We start from the raw sequence: 19,750 nt of genomic DNA on the forward strand, positions 1-19,750 counted from the left end.
TGATCGATTGGTTATTTAGAATACACAGTTTCACCTCTTTTCCATACTTGTGAAGGAGTGAGTTTACCTTGATGATATAATATTTCGTTATAATGATGAGACGGAAATAGACAAAAATCTGCAAGCATTTTTGGTGCTAAACTACCTCGATCATTTAGTTTAAGTGCAGCAGCAGCTCTGCAAGTTATGCCGGCTAAAACTTCTGCATTGCTAAGTTTTTGAAAGGTTCCTAAAATGCAAGCTTGTGTTAGTAAATCACCCATAGGTGCAGAGCCAGGGTTCCAATCACTCGCTATTGCTAAAGCGCCTCCTTGATCCAAAATTTTTCTGGCAGGAGTAAAGTCACACCCTAAACCTATGGATGCTCCTGGTAATGCCACTGCAATAGTATTGCTTGTTGCTAATTTTTCTATTTCCTTTTCTGTGCTGGCTTCTAAATGATCGGCACTAATAGCGTCAAATTTTATGGCTATTTCACTACCGCTAGTTGTAAACTGATCTGCATGCACAGTGATATCAAATCCCATTTCCTTTGCTTTATGAAAATAAGGTTCTATATGTTCGTAAGAAAAAGCGCTTTGTTCTATAAATGCATCAATTCGATTACTTAGGTTTTCAGTTTTTAGAATTGGAAATAGTTTTTCGGCAATTTCGGCGAGGTAAGTATGATGATCACCATCATAATCTTTTGGTAACATATGTGCTGCCAAACAAGTTGGGATAAGATCGGATTCCGAATTTGAATTCGCTTGATTGATTGCTCTAAGCATTTTCAATTCTTCTGATATGGAAAGTCCATATCCGCTTTTAACTTCTACGGTAGTAACCCCGTTTTTAAGCAAGCAATTCGCTCTTTTTATAACCGAATGGCATAATTCTTCTTGATTTGCGGCTCTTGTTTTAGTGACTGTATCCCAGATACCTCCACCAGCTCGTGCGATTTCTAAATAGGTCTTTCCCGAGTTTCGCATAGCATAATCATTAGCTCTGGAACCTGAAAAGCAGATATGCGTGTGCGCATCTATAATACCAGGCATGCAAACATAATCTGTGTGTAATTCAATGATCTTGGCATTCAATTTAAGTGCAATCTCCTTGATTGCTTGATAATCGCCAACGGAATGAATTAACTCATCTTCTATTAGAATTCCTGCATTTTCAATTACACGAAGTTCTTCATTTTTTAGAGCACCTTTTAGTGGAATATTATCCATCGGTAATACTTGGGAAATAGGCCCAATAAGTGTATATTTTTCCATAATTAATATGTTTCAAATGAGGAAGAAAACTTGGTTTCTAAGGATAAGTTCTTCTTTTCGGTTACTTCATTTGCTAGGTTTATGATCCTATTGTTTCTAATAATATCAATTCCTTTTTCTATATCATCTGAGAAAACCCGATCTTTTTCTGCAAACGAAACTTTGGTACGCACCATTTTATGGATTTCATCTAAGATAGGACCAGATTTCATCGGTTTTCGGTATTCGAATGCTTGTGCAGCGGTTAAAAGTTCTATTGCTAGTATCTTTTCTACGTTATCAATCACTCGCATAGCTTTCCTTCCTCCAATAGATCCCATACTTACGTGATCTTCTTGACCTAAAGAGGTTGGAATACTATCTGCGCTAGAAGGGAAACATAATCCTTTGTTCTCACTTGCTAAAGCCGCTGTTGTGTATTGCAAAATCATATATCCAGAATTAATACCTGTGTCTTCCATTAATAGCTTTGGAACTCCAGGAGAATTTCCTTCTAAGGCCAGATATATGCGTCTGTCTGAGATATTTCCTATTTCGGATGCAGCAATACAAGCGTAATCTATTGCCATAGCTAAAGGTTGTCCGTGAAAGCTTCCGCCACTGATAGTTAATTCTTCATTGATAATAATGGGATTATCAGTTACAGAATTTAATTCTATCTCCAATAATTCTTTAAGATGAAGCCAAGCGTTTCGAGAAGCTCCATGTACCTGAGGAATGCATCGCAAAGAATAGGGGTCTTGAACACGATCACAATCAATATGATCTTCCATAATTTCAGAACCTTTTAATAGTGATTTTACTCTGGAGGCAACATGAATGGTACCTTTGAATGGTCTTAAAGTGTGTAATTCATTATAGAAAGGTTTAACAGAACCTTGCAATCCTTCTATCATCATTGCTCCGATAATATCCGCTTGAGAAAGACAACTATGGAGTTTTTCAACAACTTTAACGGCATGCGCAGCAATAAATTGCGTTCCGTTAATCAAAGCTAACCCTTCTTTTGGTCCTAATTCGATAGCTTGTAAACCTGTAAGCTCAAATAACTTTGATGTGCTAATTTCTGTACCCTTATAGATTACTTTTCCTAAACCAATTAAAGGTAAAAATAAATGAGAAAGGGGAGCTAGGTCTCCAGAAGCTCCTACAGATCCCTGCGAAGGTACTATCGGAATAGCATCATTATCAAGATGCCATAAAATACGATCTAAAGTTTTTTCTGCAATTCCAGAATACCCTTTGGCTAAGGATTGTAATTTCAGGATTAGCATGAGTTTGCTAATTTCTTGATCAATTGGATCTCCAACGCCCACGCTATGACTTTGTAATATATTGGTTTGTAATATCTTAGTTTCTTCTTTAGAAATCATCGTAGTACAAAGCGGTCCAAATCCTGTATTGATCCCATACACAGGCTTTCCCGTTTCAACAATGTTTTCTACGATGTGTCTGCTCCTTTTTATTTTTTCTCTCGCATCATTAGAAATTACCCCTTTTAGTTCTTTTCTAGCTATTTTTATTGCTTTTCCAGCAGTTAAATAGTCTTCTCCAAAGTGGAAGTGTGATGATATTTTAGACATTTTGTACGATTCTTTATTTGTGTACATAAAGATAATATGTATTTTTAATACTTATAAATACTAATTTTATCAATAATTAATAACTATGAGTTATCAATTAGAACTTCGACATTTTACTTATTTTTTAGCAGTGGCTGAAGAATTACATTTTCGAAAAGCTGCAGAGCGCCTGTTTATTTCTCAGCCTGGGTTAAGCAGACAAATAAAGCAAATGGAAGAGATTATCGGAGCTGAACTTTTTATTAGGAATAAACGTAACGTAAGTTTAACAGCTGCAGGAATGTATTTGAAAAAAGAAATATCTTACATTTTTAATCATATTGATTTTACCGTAAAGCAAACAGCTTTAATAGATGATGGTAGTGAAGGGGAGATACGAATTGGGTTTTTGGGCTCCGCCATGCAAACTGTTATTCCTAATCTTCTAATAAAGGTTAATAAAGAATTTCCTAAGATTCAGTTTAGCTTAGAAGAAATGTCTAATTATGATCAGGTAAATGGAATATTAAGTGATCAATTGGATGTCGGTTTTGTAAGATTAGCGAGAGTTCCAGATGGAGTTAGTATTAAACAGGTGCAAACCGATACTTTTTCATTGGTGTTACCAAAAAATCATTTTTTGAATCAAGAAAACTTTACTAGTGTGGCTCAAGTTTCTAAGGAGCATTTTGTTTTATTTTCTTCAGATTATAGTTCTATTTATTATGATAAAATAATGAGTATTTGCGAAGATCAGGGTTTTACACCAATTGTATCCCATAAATCTGTTCATGCACAAACTATTTTTAAATTAGTAGAAAGTGGTCTTGGAGTGGCTATTGTACCTACTTCTCTACAATATGGTTTTGATTTGAAAGTGAAATTTTTAGAAATTCCAAGGATTTCTCAAAGAGCTGAGTTGTCTGTAATATGGAAAGAAGATAATCGTAATCCTGCTTTAGCTAAGGTGAAGCAATTATTGTTTTAGATTTTTTAAAAAACCACTTTTTTTTAAGGAATTGTTATTTCAAGAAGAACGTATAATTATTGTTGTTTTTTTTCGTTGGGAATTACACTAACAAAATAATCAACTTACATGAAAACTATTATCACGTTAATGGTCACATTACTCACGTGCCAACTTTTCTCACAACGCTCTAAAAAACCTTGGCATAATCATGAGAATTACAAAGAAGATGTCATTGAAGCTATTAAACAGAGTCCTGAAATTTTAAATCCAAAGGATTTTTTTGATTTTCCAGAGGAGTCTACTACTACAATCAATAATAATTATGAACAGCAATCTAATGCTAATGTTTCGGAGTTCGTAAATGGTATAAATATCGCTTGGGTTTCATTTGGTAGGGATATAGGAGTAGATCCAGAATATGGAACAGAATACCATCCAGATTTAGATGCTTTTAGTTTGGTTATGGATAAGGTAGTTAATGCTGGTGGTAATGTTTTGCGCTGGTGGTATCATACAAATGGTTCGACGAATCCAGTTTATGATATGGATCAAAAAGTAACAAATAACCCAGCTTTTTTTCATGAGGATGTTATAAAAATACTGGATCTGGCATCTTCTAAAGGGGTACAAGTACAAATATGTCTTTGGTCATTTGATATGTTAAAAGATCAGTGGAATGTCGACGCTGTTGCTAATAAAAAAGTGCTCACTGAGGATGAGAATATGGAAGCATATCTTACTAATGCCTTGATTCCCTTGGTTCAGGCTGTTGGAGATCATCCTGGTTTGTATGCTTGGGAAATTTTTAATGAAGCAGAAGGTATGACTACTGAGTTCGGGTCTCATTGGCCGGGATTTATAGAGAAAGTTTCAATTGTAGATATTCAAAAATTTATTAATAAAGCATCTGCAACGATTAGAAGAGTAGAACCTAATGTTATGATAACAAATGGAGCATTAGGTTTTCTTACAAACGTAGAAGATATTGATTTGGGGTATCAAAATTATTATACGGATCAAAAACTTGAAGAAATTGGAGGCGAATCTGGGGGTTACCTAGATTTTTACAATATTCATTATTACAATTGGGCAGGAGAGAATGGTTCTCCATTTCATAATTTTTATGATGTTGAAAAAGTAGACAAAAAAGCTGTTATTGCAGAATATTATCCTGAGAACACTTTTGGAGTAGAAGCAGAGCACTTAGGAGTTGTCTTAAAAGAAAATGAATGGCATGGTTCTTTAGTGTGGTCTTGGACCGATCGTCCCTGGAGTACTATGGAGCCTATAATGATAAATATAGAATCAAACATATTGTCTGTTTCGGATATTGCACCTTTGGATTCTTCTAAAGTTATTTTGACTCCAAATCCGGTCGATAATCTTATTATAGTACATGGAATCACTAAAAATACGTTGGTTGAAATTAGCGATATTACTGGTAAAACCGTTTTTAAAACCATACTCAATAATGGTTTTCAAAACGTGATCGATCTTGGAGGTTTACAAGAAGGGATGTATCATGTTACATTAGATAAGATCGTGGTAAAAAGAATTCTAAAAAAATAATCTGATTAAGATTTGGAATAAATTTTAATAAAAAAACAAGCTTCATCAGAAGTGAAACTTGTTTTTTTTTAGATTTTACAGAAAATATAGATCTATTACGAAGGCATTGAATAGAAAAACTGTTCTTCTACTATTTTTCCATTATCTACACTATATACAGCTAATTCTTCCATTTGCATCCTTCCTTGACCTTTAAAAGTACAGTCCATTTTCATTCTGCAAGAGAAATGATTGTCCGCAACCACTGGATCAGAAATTTCTCCGCCATGAAATTCTTCTACGGTAGCATACCATTCCTGACTTTTTTTGGTTACAGCATCTTTACCTTGTATCACTGGGTTTGGAGCTCCAGGCATTTCTTTACTAATAATATTATCTGCGTATAATTCCTTTAATGCCTGCATATTCTCACCTTGACGGCAAAGTTCTACCAGACGATTAGCTACTTCTTGTGTATTCATTGGTTTTAATTTTAATAATTTGTGACCCTTAAATTACAAAAAATAGCTATCTGCATTTTTAAAGAAATGTTATAATTTGGTTATCAGGCAACTGCTTCTTTATATACTTTTAAGCAGCGTTCTCTAGCCATTTTGTGATCTACCATGGGTTTAGGATATGTAAGTTCATTAATATCTGGTACCCATGTATTGATATACTCTAGTTTTTTATCGAATTTGGTTACTTGTGTTGTTGGGTTAAAAATTCGGAAATAAGGAGCAGCATCTACTCCAGACCCAGCAGCCCATTGCCAATTTCCAATGTTGGCTGACATGTCGTAATCCAATAATTTTTCTGCAAAATATGCTTCACCCCAACGCCAGTCTATAAGAAGATGTTTACATAAAAAGCTAGCAACAAGCATTCGTACTCTATTATGCATGTAGCCGGTCTCATTTAATTGTCGCATACCTGCATCTACCAATGGATATCCTGTTTCACCTTTTTTCCACTTCTCAAATTCTTCTTCATTATTTCGCCATTCGATTCGGTCGTATTTAGGTCTAAACGCCTTATCCTTTGTATGTGGAAAATGCCATAGAATTTGCATAAAAAATTCTCTCCAGATTAATTCAGACCAAAAAACCTCATTCTTTTCTGCTATAGCTTTTTTTACCATTTTGCGAATACTAACCGTACCAAATCGCAAATGTGGACCTAGTCTTGATGTGCCATCTTCTTTAGCAGGGAAATTCCGTGTATCCTCATAGTTTTCAATTAGTGTAGGCGTAACAGTATAATCAGGAACTGTGATGTTGGATTTATTAAATCCCATATCAGATAATGATAAATTAGGCAGTCGGGTGTTTTTGATAAGATTATCAATATGCTGACTGGTATAATGGATTTTTAATTTTGACTCATCAAATTCTTCTTTCCACTTATTTTTGTAAGGCGTATATACGACATAGGGATCACCATCGGATTTTACAATTTCATCTATTTCAAAAATCACTTGATCTTTAAATGTCTTAAACTTAATAGAATTATCGTCTAATAACTTTTTAATACTTTCATCTCTTTCTTTCGCATAAGGTTCATAATCTCGGTTGGTGTATACTTTTTCTATCTTGTAATCCTTGATTAATGCTTTAAATATATCTAAAGGCTTCCCGTGAAAAAAAGCAATGGAGCTATCATTATTTTCTTGTAACTCTTTTCTCATATTTTGCAAAGTTTCGAATATAAAAGATACCCTCGCATCGTTTTCTGGAAGTTTGTCCAATATTTCGTCATCAAAAATGAATATGGGCAGTACAGGATTTTCGTCTTTAAGTGCTTCAAGGAAACCAATATTATCATCAAGCCTAAGATCTCTCCTGAACCAGAAAATGTTTACTTTTTTAGACATTTTAATTAACGTTTAAAGTAGACATACCTCCATCTACACCTAAGATTTGTCCTGTGATCCAGCTGCTATCATCGCTTAATAAGAACTTAGCAATATTGGCAATATCTTCGGCTTCTCCAACTCTTTTAAGTGGGTGGCGTTGATCCATTTTCTCTCTTTTCTTTTCATTTCCTAATAACCTTTCGGCTAAAGGCGTATCGGTTAGAGAAGGAGCAATAACATTAACTCTTAGTTTCGGAGCATATTCGGCAGCTAGCGCTTTAGCAAAACCTTCTATAGCTCCTTTGGCAGCTGCTACGCTTGTATGGAATGGCATACCTACTTTTACCGCCACGGTACTGAAAAAGATAATACTTGCTTGCTCGGATTTTTTTAGATGAGGAACAATAGCATGCATGATTTTTATTAAAAACATAAAATTAATCTGCATATCTTCTTGAAAAGCCTCTAGACTTAGCATTTTAAAAGGTTTTAGGTTGATACTACCTGGACAGTATACAAAACCATCTAATTGTTCTGGAAGTAAAGAAGTATCAATTTCATCGGTAGAAGCATCATATGGAATATGTGTCACCTCTAAATTCCCTAAATTTTGAGAGGTTCTAGATGCAATATATATATTATGATCTTTATAAAGCTTTAATGCAATTTCAAAACCAATTCCGTGACTTCCACCAATTAGTAAAATATTTTTTCTCATATTATTTTTTATTCTTAAACTGTTGCTGTTTCTTGTTTTGTGTTATGCTTGAAGGTTCCAAAAAGTTCAATTAACTTTTGCTCACGATACTCGAATATCTCTTTTAGTTTTGGCTTAACCAAAAAGGGATGTACCAATTGACCTAAAATGCCAAAAGGGACTTTATAATCAATAATATCTTCCATTTCTACACCTCCAGGAATTTCTTTAATAAAATGTTTATGATGCCATAAAGCATAGGGGCCAAATCGTTGTTCGTCCACAAAGTATTCCTTATCAATAGCATGTGTGATTTCTGTGACCCATTTGGTTTTGATTCCTGCGATAGGTGTTACTATATATTGTATGATTTGTCCCGCATACATTTTTCTATCAGCTCCGGATAAGATTTCAAAACCCATATAATCGGGTGTAATGGTCTTTAGATTATTCGGATCAGATAAGAAATCCCAGGCTTCTTGCAAGGAGATCGGAAGATTCTGTTTCGTCTGTAATGTATAAATTTTCATTGTATACCTTTTTATTAGGATAAAGGTACAATGATTTTGTTTAATTCTTTAAATAAAAAAGTTAAACAAAATTAAAAATAAGAAATAGCCCAAGATTTAGCTTCTTCTAAACAATCAAAAAACACAAATGATTTATCGAACAGTTTTTGCTCTTCAAGAGCTTTATCACGATCTGTTTTTTCTTTTGAAACAATAGCAAGGCCTTTCATATTTGATAGTTGACCTTGTTTGTATACATCAATAGATACTTCGTGATTGTTGAGTCTGTTTGAGATTAAAACAAACTTTTTGTCTTTATAAAAACTACGTAGTTCCTTTCTAATGATATTAGCTTTTTCCAAAGTAAACGTAATTCCATTATTAACGGTTATAATAGCAAACTTTTCATATAACTCTATCGTACAAAAATCTGTAGTTTGTAATTGCATAAAAATTAATAAGCAATAAAGATATGTTAAATAAAGTTAATTTTAAAACGACCGGATTTTAGATATATCAGGTTAACAGTCGTTGCAGCAATTATCAGCTTTTGTTAATCTGCAAGTTAGAACAGCTAAAATAGCGCCTATTATTGGTGCTGTCATATACAGCCATTGGTGTTCCCAATGTCCTGATAAAAGTGCTGGTCCGAGTGATCTAGCTGGATTCATAGAAGCATTCGTCATGGGACCTGCAAACATAGCTTCTAAAAGTACAACACCACCAATAGCAATACCCGCCATCATACCAACTTCTTTAGAACCAGTAGATACATTTATAATGACTAACATTAAGAAATAGGTAAGGAGTAATTCTAAAACAAATGCTTTATATGCTTCAAAAGATGGTAGAGTACCACCAAGAAACTCACTTTCAGGGAATAAAAATAATAAAATACTACTGGCAGCGATAGCGCCAATACATTGCGCTAGAATATATTTAGGGACTTCTTTCCAACTAAATTTTTTTGCAAAGGCAAATGCGACAGTAACCGCAGGATTAAAATGAGCCCCAGAAATGTCACCAAAGGAATAAATCATAGCCATCACAATCAATCCCCAGGTGATAGCAATTCCTACGTGAGTTACATCACCACCAGTTACTTCATTAATAGTCATTGCTCCCGTACCACAAAATATCATGGTGAAAGTTCCTATAATCTCTGCTATATATTTACGCATCATACAATTGAAAATGATGGCAAATATAACACTCCTTATTTTAAGTTTTTGTTAACTCTTAATGTATGTGTAATTATTATTTTCGTTACCAATAATACTAATTAACGGAATAAAATTAAATACAATTACAATGAAAAAGATCGTCTTATTTGTTTCTGTGGCTTTATTATCATTAGGTGTAAAAGCGCAGGTAGAAACTCCACAGCCAAGTCCTTTATCAAAAATTGAGCAAGTTGTTGGGTTAACTGATGTAGCTATCGAATATTCTCGTCCTAGCATGAAAGGGCGTACTATTTTTGGAAACTTAGTTCCTTTTGATAAATTATGGAGAACAGGTGCCAATAAGAATACACAGGTAACTTTTAGTGATGATGTAAAAGTGGAAGGAGCAGACCTTAAAAAAGGTACTTACGCTATTTTCACCAAACCAGGAAAAGACAGCTGGGAAGTTATCTTTTATAGTGATGCTAATAACTGGGGTACACCGCGCCAATGGGATGATAGTAAAGTAGCTGCTACTGTAAAAGTAAAAGCGACTAAGATTCCTATGAACGTAGAAACATTTACTATCATGTTAAGTGATTTTACGATGGATAGTGCTTTAATTAATATTTTATGGGAGAATACTGAAGCGGCTATAAAGTTAGAAGTTCCTACAAAGAAAAAAGCTACAGAGAGTATAGAAAAGATTATGGCAGGTCCTTCTGCTAATGATCATTATCAAGCGGCTGTCTTTTATAAAGAAACAGGAGACATTGCAAAAGCAAAAACACATATTGAAAAAGCAGTAGCTGGAAGAGCGGATGCTTTCTGGTATCACAGACAACATTCTTTAATATTAGCCAAGAGCGGAGATAAGGCTGGGGCAATAAAAGCTGCTAAAACTTCGTTACAATTAGCAGAGAAAGCAAATAATGCGGATTACGTAAAACTAAATAAAGATTCCCTTGCAGAGTGGGGAGCTAAATAAACACTCTTTTTTTTCACACAAATGGAAAAGCGCTCTGAAACTCAGAGCGCTTTTTTTAATCATCACTGTCTAAAAAGAATATTTCTTCTACTGGTTTTCCAAATAGCTTCGCTATTTTTAGCGCTAAAACAGTAGAAGGTACATACTTGTTCTTTTCCATAGCATTTATGGTTTGTCTACTTACTCCAATTTTTTCAGCTAAATTAGCTTGAGTGAAATCATGAATAGCTCGCTCAATTTTGATTTTATTTTTCATGATCTATTGTTTTTATAGATAACGTAGTGAAACCTAACAATAAAAATAAGCAGTGGAGTAAACATGTTATAAATTAATACATGAAAATACTTCATGTCATAAATAAAGATAGTTAACAATAGGAGCAAAGAATAGTTTACAATAATCGACCAAGCTAGAGAGTCTAGTCTTGTTTTTGCAATAAATTCATCTTCTATCTTTTCTTTAGAAAAACTAATCAGCAATCCTCCTATGATAATAAAAGCGATAATAAGTTCGTCTAAAATGTCATTTTCTATGATTCTTATAATACCATTTTTTTCTTTTTCAAAAGAATCATAATGAAATAAGGAAATAACAGAAGTCCTCATTTGATCTGATTCGAATCCCTGTGGTTGAAGATAAATTCCCGCAATACTTCCAATAATGAAGAGTAACCATCCTGGTTTTTTAAACTTGTTTGATAATAAATATTTCATCTTGTTCGATTTTTGATTAATATTTCAAAAGTATGATTTTTTTTACTAAATGTAAAATAAACTTTACAAAAAGTAAAATAATTACAATGTTTTGTGGTTTTTTGTAAAAATCGAATGGTTAGTATTCCAGTTTGATTTCTTTTCTAATTTTATCTAGTAATTCGATAAGGTGTAGGCTTTTTTCAAAAGACATTACTGTACTTTCTATATTTCCTCTTTCTAACATATTATGTACGTGAATCGCCTCATAACTATATCCATTAGTTACTACTGGAAATTCGTACAGTTTGGAATTTCCATTTTTAATAATGGTGACAGAAGATGGTTCGTGAAAACGACTATTTATTATAATACTTCCATGCTCTAGTTGGATAAAAGCTTTTGTTTCAGTTTTTTGAATAACAGAAGAAAATAGATCAGCGGATACATTGTTTTTGTAATGAAGCGTCATATTGCAATCTTCATCTATCCCAGTTTCTCCAAAATTGGCAGAAGCTTTGATTTTTTCTGGAACTCCAATCATGCTTAAAGCTGCGAACAATGGGTATATCCCAACATCTAATAAACTGCCACCTCCTAGTTCTTTTCTAAATATTCGGTTATTAGGATCAAACGTGCTAGCAAATCCAAAATCAGCTTTCAGAGACTTAATTTTACCTAGCTGATTCCCTTTTAAAGTTTGCAAAACAAATTCATAATGTGGTAAAAAGTATGTCCAAAGTGCTTCCATCAGAAATGTATTTTGCGTTTTAGCCATTTGTATCATTTCAGAGACTTGAGCTTTATTCATCGCGAAAGGTTTTTCACATAGAACCGCTTTTTTTTCATTAAGACACATCATAGTGTTTTCGTAATGAAATACATGCGGAGTGGCAATATATATGATGTCAATTTTGGTATCCTTGGCAAGTTCAATATAACTTCCATAGTGGGTTGGTGTTTGATAAGTATCTCCAAAATCTTTTGCTTTTTCTATATTTCTGCTGGCTACGGCTTGTAATTTTGCATTAGGAATACTTTGTAGATCTTGAGCAAATTTATGGGCTATTTTACCACAGCCTAAAATACCCCAATTATATATTTTGTTAGAATTCATTGTCTTATTAAATAGATGACTTTTTGATTTAATTAAGGGGATTTTCCCTTAATTAAATTATCATTTTTATATTTTTTTAGAGATTTAATAATAATTTATTTGCAATTTGTTTAAATGTTTAACAAAAACATAAAACATAAAGCTGTAATGCTGGATTTTTTTGATCTTTTCATATTTATTGGTAAATTTAAAACACTCACTTTTAAAACCAAACCATTATGGAAAATGACATTACTTTAACACTCTCTCCAAATCGTCAAAAGCATACCCTCAGGTTGAGCAGAATGAAAGAAGAGCTTTCCGCTATGCTTTCTGATTTACACTCTTACCGTTGCGAGCCATGCACTCCAGATATGCATCAACAGTATTTAGAATTAGACCATAACGGTCGCAAGTTATCACAAACGTTAATGAATACCACAGATTTGCTAAAAGATGCCGGTCGATTATCAAAAGAGGTAGGAGATGAGATTTTTGGAGTAATGAAAACTTATAATGCGTTTCAGAAGGATTTATCTTCTTATCGATCAGAAGCAGTTGCGCATCATTGATTATAAGTTCAAATATGATTTTTTTAAAACCTTGATCTATGAAAGATCAAGGTTTTTTATTTTATTTAAGCAGCTGCATAATGAAGTTTGTTAACCCCAAGATATTCAGTACTCTAAATAGAATGAAGTAAAGTATTGGAGCTTTAATGTGTTTTAGAGATCATATTATATGCTCAAAACCCTGTATAAATCAATGTTTTTATTATTGTATGCCTGAGAGTTATTCTTATATTTGAAAACACAAATCAGGCATATTATAGCGATATGATATGTGATACCAAAAAAATATTACAGAGCGAATGAATCTCTTACAAGGTAAAACTGCTATTATCACAGGTGCTACACGTGGTATTGGTAAAGGAATTGCACAGGTTTTTGCAAAAAATGGTGCTAACGTTGCATTTACATTTAGTTCTTCAGTAGATGCTGCAACAGAATTAGAAAAAGAATTAAACGATTTAGGAGTTAAAGCAAAGGCTTATCAGAGTAATGCTGCAAGTTTTGAACAATCAGAAAGTTTGGTTAAAGATGTATTAGAAAACTTCGGAAGTATTGATGTGTTAGTTAATAATGCTGGGATTACAAAGGATAACTTATTGATGAGGATGAGCGAGGAGGATTTCGATAAAGTAATCGAAATAAATCTAAAAAGTGTTTTTAATATGACCAAAGCGGTTCAGCGTACAATGCTTAAACAACGTAAAGGAAGTATTATTAATATGAGTTCTGTTGTTGGAGTTAAAGGAAATGCAGGTCAGGCTAATTATGCTGCTTCTAAGGCAGGTATCATTGGATTTTCGAAATCGGTAGCGTTAGAATTAGGATCTAGAAATATTAGAAGTAATGTAATTGCTCCTGGATTTATCGAAACGGAAATGACTGGAAAGTTAGATGATAAGGTGGTAGATGAATGGAGAAAAGCAATCCCACTAAAAAGAGGTGGCTCTCCAGAAGATATTGCAAATGCTTGTCTATTTTTAGCTAGTGATTTAAGTGCATATGTTACGGGTCAAGTACTAAATGTAGATGGTGGTATGTTAACCTAAATCTTCAGTTTTTTAATAAGTTTAAGATCTTTTAAATTAAATCTGATTAATTTTCGTTTTGAAATATGAAATCTTAAATTTTAAGATTGTAACAAAAAAGAATGCAGATACATAATATAGGATTGATTATCGCAGCAGGAATAATTGCACTAATTATTTCTATATTTCAGTATATTTATAAAGCAAAAAACAGAACAAAAAAGCATCTGTTTTTTGCTTTATTACGTTTTTTAAGTGTGTTTACACTGTTGATTTTATTAATCAACCCTACGTTTCGCAAAAAATCGAGCTATATCGAAAAACCTTCTTTGATCATTGCGGTAGATAATTCATCCTCTATAAAACATTTGAGTCAAAATAAACCGGTTATTGAACTTGTTGATAAATTTCAAAATTCGGAAGAACTTCAAGATAGGTTTAGTATAAAGTATTATACTTTTTCAGATCGTTTAGAAGATACATTGAATTTGAATTTCGATAAAAAACAAACAAATATTTCGAATGCTCTTGGAAATTTAGATCAGATTTATAAAAACTCCAATGCACCAACAGTTTTGGTGACCGATGGTAATCAAACATATGGAGCAGATTACCAATTCAGTAGTAAAACTTATAAACAACAGGTTTTTCCAGTAATTGTTGGAGATACGGCAAAAGTTGTAGATACTAAAATTCAACAATTAAACGTAAATCGATATTCTTATTTGAAGAATAGATTCCCAGTTGAAGTAATTCTTACTTACTCAGGCATAGATAATGTATCCACAAAATTTGAAATAAAATCAGGTCAGAATACAATTTATTCTCAGCCAGTTTCTTTTTCTAAAGATAATAATTCCGAAATTATAAATTTAACGTTAGGAGCTTCTAAAGCTGGGGTTTTGCAATATACCGCAAGATTGGTGCCGTTAGAAAATGAAAAGAATGTTATTAATAATAACAAAGATTTTGCAGTAGAGGTAATTGATCAAAAAACAAATATTCTTTTGGTTAGTGATATGACACATCCAGATCTTGGAGCTATAAAAAAGAGTGTAGAAAGTAACGAGAGAAGAAGTATCACGATCCTTAAGCCAGCAGAAGTTCGAGATATAGAAGATTATCAGTTAATAATCTTATATCAACCTAATACAAGATTTAGCAGTGTTTATAAGAAGATAACAGATGCTAAGAAAAATCACTTTACTGTTACTGGATCTAAAACAGATTGGGTATTTTTAAACAAAGCCCAAAATTTATATAAGCAGGAAATTACGAGGCAAACGGAGTATTATCTTCCAAGATTTAATAATAATTACGGAACTTTTTTATTAGATGATATTGGTTTCGGTGGTTATCCACCATTAATAGGAACGTTTGGAGAAATTGCCATGAATTCTTCTTATGATGTGGTACTTCATAGAAATATAAGTAATATCAGTACCGAAGAACCCTTACTGGCAACTGTAGAAGATAATGGTACCAGAGAAGCAGTTTTGTTTGGAGAAGGTATTTGGAGATGGAGAGCACAATCTTATTTGGATACAAAGAGTTTCGAAACTTTTGATGAATTCTTGGGTAAACTAATTCAATATCTTGCTTCTAACAAGAAAAAAAGTAGACTTAATACGATTGCAGAATCTTTTTATTATGGAAATTCCAGTATAAAAATAAAGGCGGAATATTTTACCAAGAACTATGAATTTGACAATAGAGGCAATCTTAGTATCAGTCTAAAAAACAAAGATACAGAGCAATCGCAAACAATTCCTATGTTACTAAAGAATAATTCATATGAAGTTGATTTAAGTAGTTTGTCTTCGGGGAATTATGATTATACGGTTTCGGTAATTGGAGAAAATATAAGCCGTTCAGGGAGTTTTAGTATTTTGGATTATAATGTCGAACAACAATTATTAAATGCAGATGTAACAAAACTTACTGAAGTAGCGACTAATACGAATGGAAAGGCTTATTTTATGAATCAAGATGATATTTTGATACAAGATCTTATGGCAGATGAAAGGTACAAAGCGGTTCAGAAGAGCAAGGAAAATATCGTATCTTTAGTAGATTGGAAATATCTCTTAGCAATACTCATAGCGCTATTAAGTATCGAGTGGTTTATGAGAAAATATAATGGGCTTATTTAATTATTAAAAAAACTAAAAAATTATCATGGAAAAATTACCTAAAATAGGATTACCTATTCTAATCATCATTGTATTAACTATTGTGTTTGTGTCGAAGTCAACAGTTACTATCGGATCTGGAGAGGCTGGAGTTCTTTATAAAACATTTGGAGGAGGAGTAGTAACGGATGCACCACCACTAGGAGAGGGATTTCATCTAGTAGCGCCATGGAATAAAGTAATAGTATACGAAGTTAGACAACAAGAAGTATTTGAAAAAATGCAAGTATTATCTTCTAATGGTCTAGAGATTAAATTAGATGCTTCTGCTTGGTTTCAACCAGATTATGGGAAATTAGGTTTGTTGCATCAGCAGAAAGGAGAGGAATATGTACAGCGAGTATTACTTCCAACAATTCGTTCTGCAGCACGTAGTGTAGTAGGTAGATACACACCAGAACAGTTGTACTCTAGTAAAAGAGATGCGATTCAAAAAGAAATTTTCGAAGAAACTAAAAAGATTGTTGGAGATCAGTATATTCAGTTAAATGAAGTTTTAGTACGTGATGTTACTTTACCTCCGACAATTAAAGAAGCGATAGAAAGAAAGTTAAAGCAAGAGCAAGAAGCGTTGGAGTATGAGTTTAGATTAGAGAAAGCTAAAAAAGAGGCGGAGAGACAAAAGATTGATGCAGAAGGTAAAGCGGTAGCCAACCAGATTCTTAGTGCTTCTTTAACAGATAAAATTTTAAAGGAAAAAGGAATCGAAGCTACATTACAATTAGCAAAATCTCCTAATGCGAAAGTTGTTGTAGTAGGATCTGGGAAGGATGGTATGCCTTTAATTCTTGGAAATCAGTAAAACATAACAGAATTTATTGCGGTTAGGTAACTACAAACTTTTTAAACCCATCTTTCAACTAAGTGTAAGATGGGTTTTTAACTTTGTAACATTTTGGATCATTTAGATACTTATAAATAAAACAAGATTATACTATGAACTATATGTTTTTTGCTTTATTGAGTTTTGCTGGTTTTCTTTCTTTAGAAAATGAAAAGAATGGCAAAAAGAAACGATTGTTTACGTTTTTATATGTGTCTTTAATAGTTGTAGGTTTGCTATACTGTTTTGGAGAATTTATTGGAAAGTTGTTATATAACTTTCTTCATCTGTAATCTGTTGATTTAATGAGAAAGATAGTTCCATTTGATAATTTTGAAGAAGCAATTAAATCCTTAGATAATGGAGGAAGATTTTACAATATACTAACGAAAGCAGAGGATGGTGTGATCTCTACTGCCGAATTGGGTAAGGTTTCTGGCTTGTTTAATGATAAACAAAAAATGATTTTATTTCTGGATGTAGCGACTTCTAAATTAGAAGTTTCTGATAGAAACAAAGTAATATCGTATTTGTCAGATGAATTACAATTGATTTATAATTCACATAAAACCAGGGAAGTTATAGATGCTAAGGAGATGGAGTCGATCGAGTTATCATCAAATGTGATCATCACGGGAATACCCAAAAAGATTGCTTCCAAATCAAATTTTAATGGTTTTATAATGGTTCCCATTGTAGCTGGAAAAGTAACAACTTTTAGTATGATTCCTATCATAGATACCTACAATGTTTATGAAATATCAGATATCAATTCCTCCACAAGTTGTATCATTGCGCATTCTAAGGAATTCAAGAAACTTCCAGAAAGACAAATGAAAATAGCGGGTGTAGTAAAAGAAATCACGTCTAAAAAAGACGCAGAAGAGTCTTCTAATAAATATGTGGAAGCACTTTATTATTTAGAACTATAATCATTTCCTTCTTATTTTTAAAAGAACAATTACCGCTACAGCTGTAATAGTAAATAATATCAGGGCACCAATGAGATTACCATAAATAAGATATCCAGTACCAAATAGAGAGCAATATACAAGCAATACACCTAATAACATAGACGCTAGATCAATTGTAAATTTATCCGAACTATCATCTAACTCAATATTATCTGTTCTTACTTTTTGTTTAAAACCATTCCATCCAGTACCAAAAGGTTTTACTTTATTATAAAATTTAATCAGTGTTTCATTTTCAGTGGGTTTGGTTAGTAAAGTAGCGGCTACCCAACTTATTGTTGTTAAAATTACTCCGATTACTAATTCTTGATATCCTTCTAAACGAGAACCAAATATATGCTCATGGATAAATTCAAACCAAAGTGCAATAATAAATGAAACGATCATCCCAGTTATTTCGCTGTAGGCATTTATACGCCACCAAAACCATCTTAGAATAAAAATTAAGCCTGTTCCCGCGCCAATTTGCAATAGTATTTTAAAAGTACTTAATGCGCTTTCTAGAGCCAATGCAATTAATGCTGCAAATAACATAAGGCCTATGGTACTTACACGTCCAACTTTAACTAGCTTTTTTTCACTGGCATTGGGGTTCATAAAGCGTTTGTAAAAATCAATAGCGATATATGAAGATCCCCAGTTAAGATGGGTAGAAATAGTACTCATAAACGCAGCAATTAACGAAGCTACAACTAGCCCTAATAAACCAGCTGGTAATTTGGTTAACATTGCTGGATATGCAAGGTCGTGTCCAATGATTCCAGAGTCTACATTAGGAAAAGCTTGTTGTATGGAGGTTAATTCTGGAAAAATTACTAATGAAATTAAAGCAATTAGGATCCATGGCCATGGACGCAAGGCATAGTGTGCAATATTAAATAGCAGGGTAGCACCGATAGCATTTTTTTCATCCTTGGCAGAGAGCATTCTTTGCGCTATATAGCCACCACCACCGGGTTCTGCACCAGGGTACCAAACGCTCCACCATTGCACAGCTAATGGTATTATCAATAGCGTTATAAGAGAATTGGAGTCATTAAAGTCGGGTAAAAAATTAAGCTGAGGACTTACATTTTCATGTGCTAACAAATTAGATAATCCTCCAACTTCAGGAAGGTTAATAAGATAATAAGCTGCTGCAATTGATCCTATCATTGCCACAATAAATTGAAGAAAATCTGTAAAAATCACACCTCTTAGCCCTCCTAATGCACTGTAAATTACAGTGATGATAGAAGCATATAATACACATTCCCAAGGCGCTAGTCCAAATAAAATACCACCAATTTTTATAGCTGCAAGACACACAGATGCCATGATCATGATATTAAAAAAGACACCTAGATAAATAGCTCTAAAACCTCTTAGAAAGGCGGCAGCTTTTCCGCTATATCTAATTTCGTAAAATTCCAAATCGGTTAGTACTTCTGATCTTCTCCATAATTTAGCATATACGAATACAGTTAGCATTCCAGTAAATAAAAATGCCCACCAAACCCAGTTTCCTGAAATTCCATTTTGTCTAACAATGTCTGTTACCAAATTTGGAGTATCCGCAGAAAATGTGGTAGCTACCATAGAAATGCCTAATAACCACCAAGGCATGTTACGTCCGGATAAGAAAAATTCGCTAGCACTTTTACCTGATTTTTTGGAAACAGCAATACCAATGATAGCAAAAACAATAAAGAATGAAATAATGATAATCCAATCTAAGGTAGATAATGACATATAATAGAGCGTTAATTAGATCACGTAAATCTAACACTTTTTATTATTCTTTATTTCAAAAAAAAGCCTTTAAGCGTTCATCGCTTAAAGGCA

20 protein-coding genes are annotated in these 19,750 nt (G+C 33.1%); 8 read left to right on the forward strand and 12 right to left on the reverse strand.

What is annotated here, in order from left to right:
- Positions 1–11 precede the first annotated feature (11 nt).
- Together hutI and hutH are read right to left on the reverse strand one after the other, a co-directional pair.
- Complete coding sequence (hutI, locus tag Q1A73_RS01650; RefSeq protein ID WP_299600811.1) at positions 12–1,259, reverse strand: imidazolonepropionase; 1,248 nt, start codon at positions 1,257–1,259, stop codon at positions 12–14.
- Positions 1,260–1,261: 2 nt separating this feature from the next.
- Entirely contained in the window at positions 1,262–2,842 is a 1,581-nt protein-coding gene (hutH, locus tag Q1A73_RS01655; RefSeq protein ID WP_299600812.1) for a histidine ammonia-lyase, read from the reverse strand.
- An 85-nt stretch (positions 2,843–2,927) separates the two neighbouring features.
- Here hutH and Q1A73_RS01660 point away from each other — a divergent pair, with 85 nt between their 5' ends.
- Together Q1A73_RS01660 and Q1A73_RS01665 are read left to right on the forward strand one after the other, a co-directional pair.
- Entirely contained in the window at positions 2,928–3,809 is an 882-nt protein-coding gene (locus Q1A73_RS01660; protein WP_299600814.1) for a LysR family transcriptional regulator, read from the forward strand.
- 108 nt (positions 3,810–3,917) lie between these two features.
- Positions 3,918–5,360 carry a T9SS type A sorting domain-containing protein gene (locus Q1A73_RS01665; RefSeq protein ID WP_299600816.1) on the forward strand — a complete coding sequence of 481 codons (1,443 nt, stop codon included), beginning with the start codon at positions 3,918–3,920 and terminating at the stop codon, positions 5,358–5,360.
- Positions 5,361–5,455: 95 nt separating this feature from the next.
- On the opposite strand, the gene Q1A73_RS01670 is transcribed toward Q1A73_RS01665, so the two are convergent.
- From Q1A73_RS01670 to Q1A73_RS01695, 6 genes are all read right to left on the reverse strand, one after another.
- Positions 5,456–5,821 (reverse strand): SnoaL-like domain-containing protein, encoded by a 366-nt coding sequence (locus Q1A73_RS01670; RefSeq protein ID WP_299600819.1) that lies wholly within the window; start codon positions 5,819–5,821, stop codon positions 5,456–5,458.
- Positions 5,822–5,904: 83 nt separating this feature from the next.
- Complete coding sequence (locus Q1A73_RS01675) at positions 5,905–7,212, reverse strand: deoxyribodipyrimidine photo-lyase (protein WP_299600822.1); 1,308 nt, start codon at positions 7,210–7,212, stop codon at positions 5,905–5,907.
- Position 7,213: 1 nt separating this feature from the next.
- Positions 7,214–7,912, reverse strand: coding sequence for an SDR family oxidoreductase (locus Q1A73_RS01680; protein ID WP_299600825.1), 699 nt, complete (start codon positions 7,910–7,912; stop codon positions 7,214–7,216).
- Positions 7,913–7,926: 14 nt separating this feature from the next.
- Positions 7,927–8,421: an SRPBCC family protein gene (locus Q1A73_RS01685; protein WP_299600828.1), complete on the reverse strand. Its 495-nt coding sequence runs from the start codon at positions 8,419–8,421 to the stop codon at positions 7,927–7,929.
- A 71-nt stretch (positions 8,422–8,492) separates the two neighbouring features.
- Positions 8,493–8,849 carry a hypothetical protein gene (locus Q1A73_RS01690; protein WP_299600829.1) on the reverse strand — a complete coding sequence of 119 codons (357 nt, stop codon included), beginning with the start codon at positions 8,847–8,849 and terminating at the stop codon, positions 8,493–8,495.
- Between the two features lie 72 nt (positions 8,850–8,921).
- Entirely contained in the window at positions 8,922–9,584 is a 663-nt protein-coding gene (locus Q1A73_RS01695; RefSeq protein WP_299600831.1) for an MIP family channel protein, read from the reverse strand.
- A 127-nt stretch (positions 9,585–9,711) separates the two neighbouring features.
- Here Q1A73_RS01695 and Q1A73_RS01700 point away from each other — a divergent pair, with 127 nt between their 5' ends.
- Entirely contained in the window at positions 9,712–10,551 is an 840-nt protein-coding gene (locus Q1A73_RS01700; protein WP_299600832.1) for a DUF2911 domain-containing protein, read from the forward strand.
- Between the two features lie 55 nt (positions 10,552–10,606).
- Here Q1A73_RS01700 and Q1A73_RS01705 read toward each other — a convergent pair whose 3' ends face one another.
- The 3 genes from Q1A73_RS01705 to Q1A73_RS01715 form a co-directional block, all read right to left on the reverse strand.
- A complete protein-coding gene (locus tag Q1A73_RS01705; RefSeq protein WP_299600834.1) occupies positions 10,607–10,807 on the reverse strand; it encodes a helix-turn-helix transcriptional regulator in 201 nt (66 codons plus the stop codon).
- Entirely contained in the window at positions 10,804–11,265 is a 462-nt protein-coding gene (locus tag Q1A73_RS01710; RefSeq protein ID WP_299600836.1) for a hypothetical protein, read from the reverse strand. Before Q1A73_RS01710 ends, Q1A73_RS01705 begins: the two co-directional genes overlap by 4 nt.
- Positions 11,266–11,383: 118 nt before the next feature.
- The gene (locus tag Q1A73_RS01715) at positions 11,384–12,361 is read right to left on the reverse strand and encodes a Gfo/Idh/MocA family oxidoreductase (protein WP_299600838.1); all 978 of its coding nucleotides are present in this window, start codon (positions 12,359–12,361) and stop codon (positions 11,384–11,386) included.
- A 284-nt stretch (positions 12,362–12,645) separates the two neighbouring features.
- Between Q1A73_RS01715 and Q1A73_RS01720 the strand changes: the two genes are divergently transcribed.
- The 5 genes from Q1A73_RS01720 (at position 12,646) to Q1A73_RS01740 (ending at position 17,884) form a co-directional block, all read left to right on the forward strand.
- On the forward strand, positions 12,646–12,912 hold the full coding sequence (locus Q1A73_RS01720; RefSeq protein ID WP_299600840.1) for a hypothetical protein: 267 nt from the start codon (positions 12,646–12,648) through the stop codon (positions 12,910–12,912).
- Between the two features lie 299 nt (positions 12,913–13,211).
- Positions 13,212–13,958, forward strand: a complete 747-nt coding sequence (gene fabG, locus Q1A73_RS01725; RefSeq protein WP_299600842.1) for a 3-oxoacyl-[acyl-carrier-protein] reductase — start codon at positions 13,212–13,214, stop codon at positions 13,956–13,958.
- A gap of 101 nt (positions 13,959–14,059) precedes the next feature.
- A complete protein-coding gene (locus tag Q1A73_RS01730) occupies positions 14,060–16,090 on the forward strand; it encodes a VWA domain-containing protein (protein ID WP_299600844.1) in 2,031 nt (676 codons plus the stop codon).
- 25 nt (positions 16,091–16,115) lie between these two features.
- Complete coding sequence (locus Q1A73_RS01735; protein WP_299600846.1) at positions 16,116–16,931, forward strand: prohibitin family protein; 816 nt, start codon at positions 16,116–16,118, stop codon at positions 16,929–16,931.
- A gap of 326 nt (positions 16,932–17,257) precedes the next feature.
- Positions 17,258–17,884: a hypothetical protein gene (locus Q1A73_RS01740; RefSeq protein ID WP_299600848.1), complete on the forward strand. Its 627-nt coding sequence runs from the start codon at positions 17,258–17,260 to the stop codon at positions 17,882–17,884.
- On the opposite strand, the gene Q1A73_RS01745 is transcribed toward Q1A73_RS01740, so the two are convergent.
- Positions 17,885–19,657 carry a sodium:solute symporter family protein gene (locus tag Q1A73_RS01745; protein ID WP_299600850.1) on the reverse strand — a complete coding sequence of 591 codons (1,773 nt, stop codon included), beginning with the start codon at positions 19,655–19,657 and terminating at the stop codon, positions 17,885–17,887.
- Positions 19,658–19,750 lie beyond the last annotated feature (93 nt).

Source organism: uncultured Aquimarina sp., from assembly GCF_947492115.1.
Taxonomy (GTDB): domain Bacteria; phylum Bacteroidota; class Bacteroidia; order Flavobacteriales; family Flavobacteriaceae; genus Aquimarina.

Bases quoted from the DNA above. Each gene is read 5' to 3' on its own strand.
- hutI (WP_299600811.1), bottom strand. From the start codon at position 1,259: ATGGAAAAATATACACTTATTGGGCCTATTTCCCAAGTATTACCGATG.
- hutH (WP_299600812.1), bottom strand. From the start codon at position 2,842: ATGTCTAAAATATCATCACACTTCCACTTTGGAGAAGACTATTTAACT.
- Q1A73_RS01660 (WP_299600814.1), top strand. From the start codon at position 2,928: ATGAGTTATCAATTAGAACTTCGACATTTTACTTATTTTTTAGCAGTG.
- Q1A73_RS01665 (WP_299600816.1), top strand. From the start codon at position 3,918: ATGAAAACTATTATCACGTTAATGGTCACATTACTCACGTGCCAACTT.
- Q1A73_RS01670 (WP_299600819.1), bottom strand. From the start codon at position 5,821: ATGAATACACAAGAAGTAGCTAATCGTCTGGTAGAACTTTGCCGTCAA.
- Q1A73_RS01675 (WP_299600822.1), bottom strand. From the start codon at position 7,212: ATGTCTAAAAAAGTAAACATTTTCTGGTTCAGGAGAGATCTTAGGCTT.
- Q1A73_RS01680 (WP_299600825.1), bottom strand. From the start codon at position 7,912: ATGAGAAAAAATATTTTACTAATTGGTGGAAGTCACGGAATTGGTTTT.
- Q1A73_RS01685 (WP_299600828.1), bottom strand. From the start codon at position 8,421: ATGAAAATTTATACATTACAGACGAAACAGAATCTTCCGATCTCCTTG.
- Q1A73_RS01690 (WP_299600829.1), bottom strand. From the start codon at position 8,849: ATGCAATTACAAACTACAGATTTTTGTACGATAGAGTTATATGAAAAG.
- Q1A73_RS01695 (WP_299600831.1), bottom strand. From the start codon at position 9,584: ATGATGCGTAAATATATAGCAGAGATTATAGGAACTTTCACCATGATA.
- Q1A73_RS01700 (WP_299600832.1), top strand. From the start codon at position 9,712: ATGAAAAAGATCGTCTTATTTGTTTCTGTGGCTTTATTATCATTAGGT.
- Q1A73_RS01705 (WP_299600834.1), bottom strand. From the start codon at position 10,807: ATGAAAAATAAAATCAAAATTGAGCGAGCTATTCATGATTTCACTCAA.
- Q1A73_RS01710 (WP_299600836.1), bottom strand. From the start codon at position 11,265: ATGAAATATTTATTATCAAACAAGTTTAAAAAACCAGGATGGTTACTC.
- Q1A73_RS01715 (WP_299600838.1), bottom strand. From the start codon at position 12,361: ATGAATTCTAACAAAATATATAATTGGGGTATTTTAGGCTGTGGTAAA.
- Q1A73_RS01720 (WP_299600840.1), top strand. From the start codon at position 12,646: ATGAAAGAAGAGCTTTCCGCTATGCTTTCTGATTTACACTCTTACCGT.
- fabG (WP_299600842.1), top strand. From the start codon at position 13,212: ATGAATCTCTTACAAGGTAAAACTGCTATTATCACAGGTGCTACACGT.
- Q1A73_RS01730 (WP_299600844.1), top strand. From the start codon at position 14,060: ATGCAGATACATAATATAGGATTGATTATCGCAGCAGGAATAATTGCA.
- Q1A73_RS01735 (WP_299600846.1), top strand. From the start codon at position 16,116: ATGGAAAAATTACCTAAAATAGGATTACCTATTCTAATCATCATTGTA.
- Q1A73_RS01740 (WP_299600848.1), top strand. From the start codon at position 17,258: ATGAGAAAGATAGTTCCATTTGATAATTTTGAAGAAGCAATTAAATCC.
- Q1A73_RS01745 (WP_299600850.1), bottom strand. From the start codon at position 19,657: ATGTCATTATCTACCTTAGATTGGATTATCATTATTTCATTCTTTATT.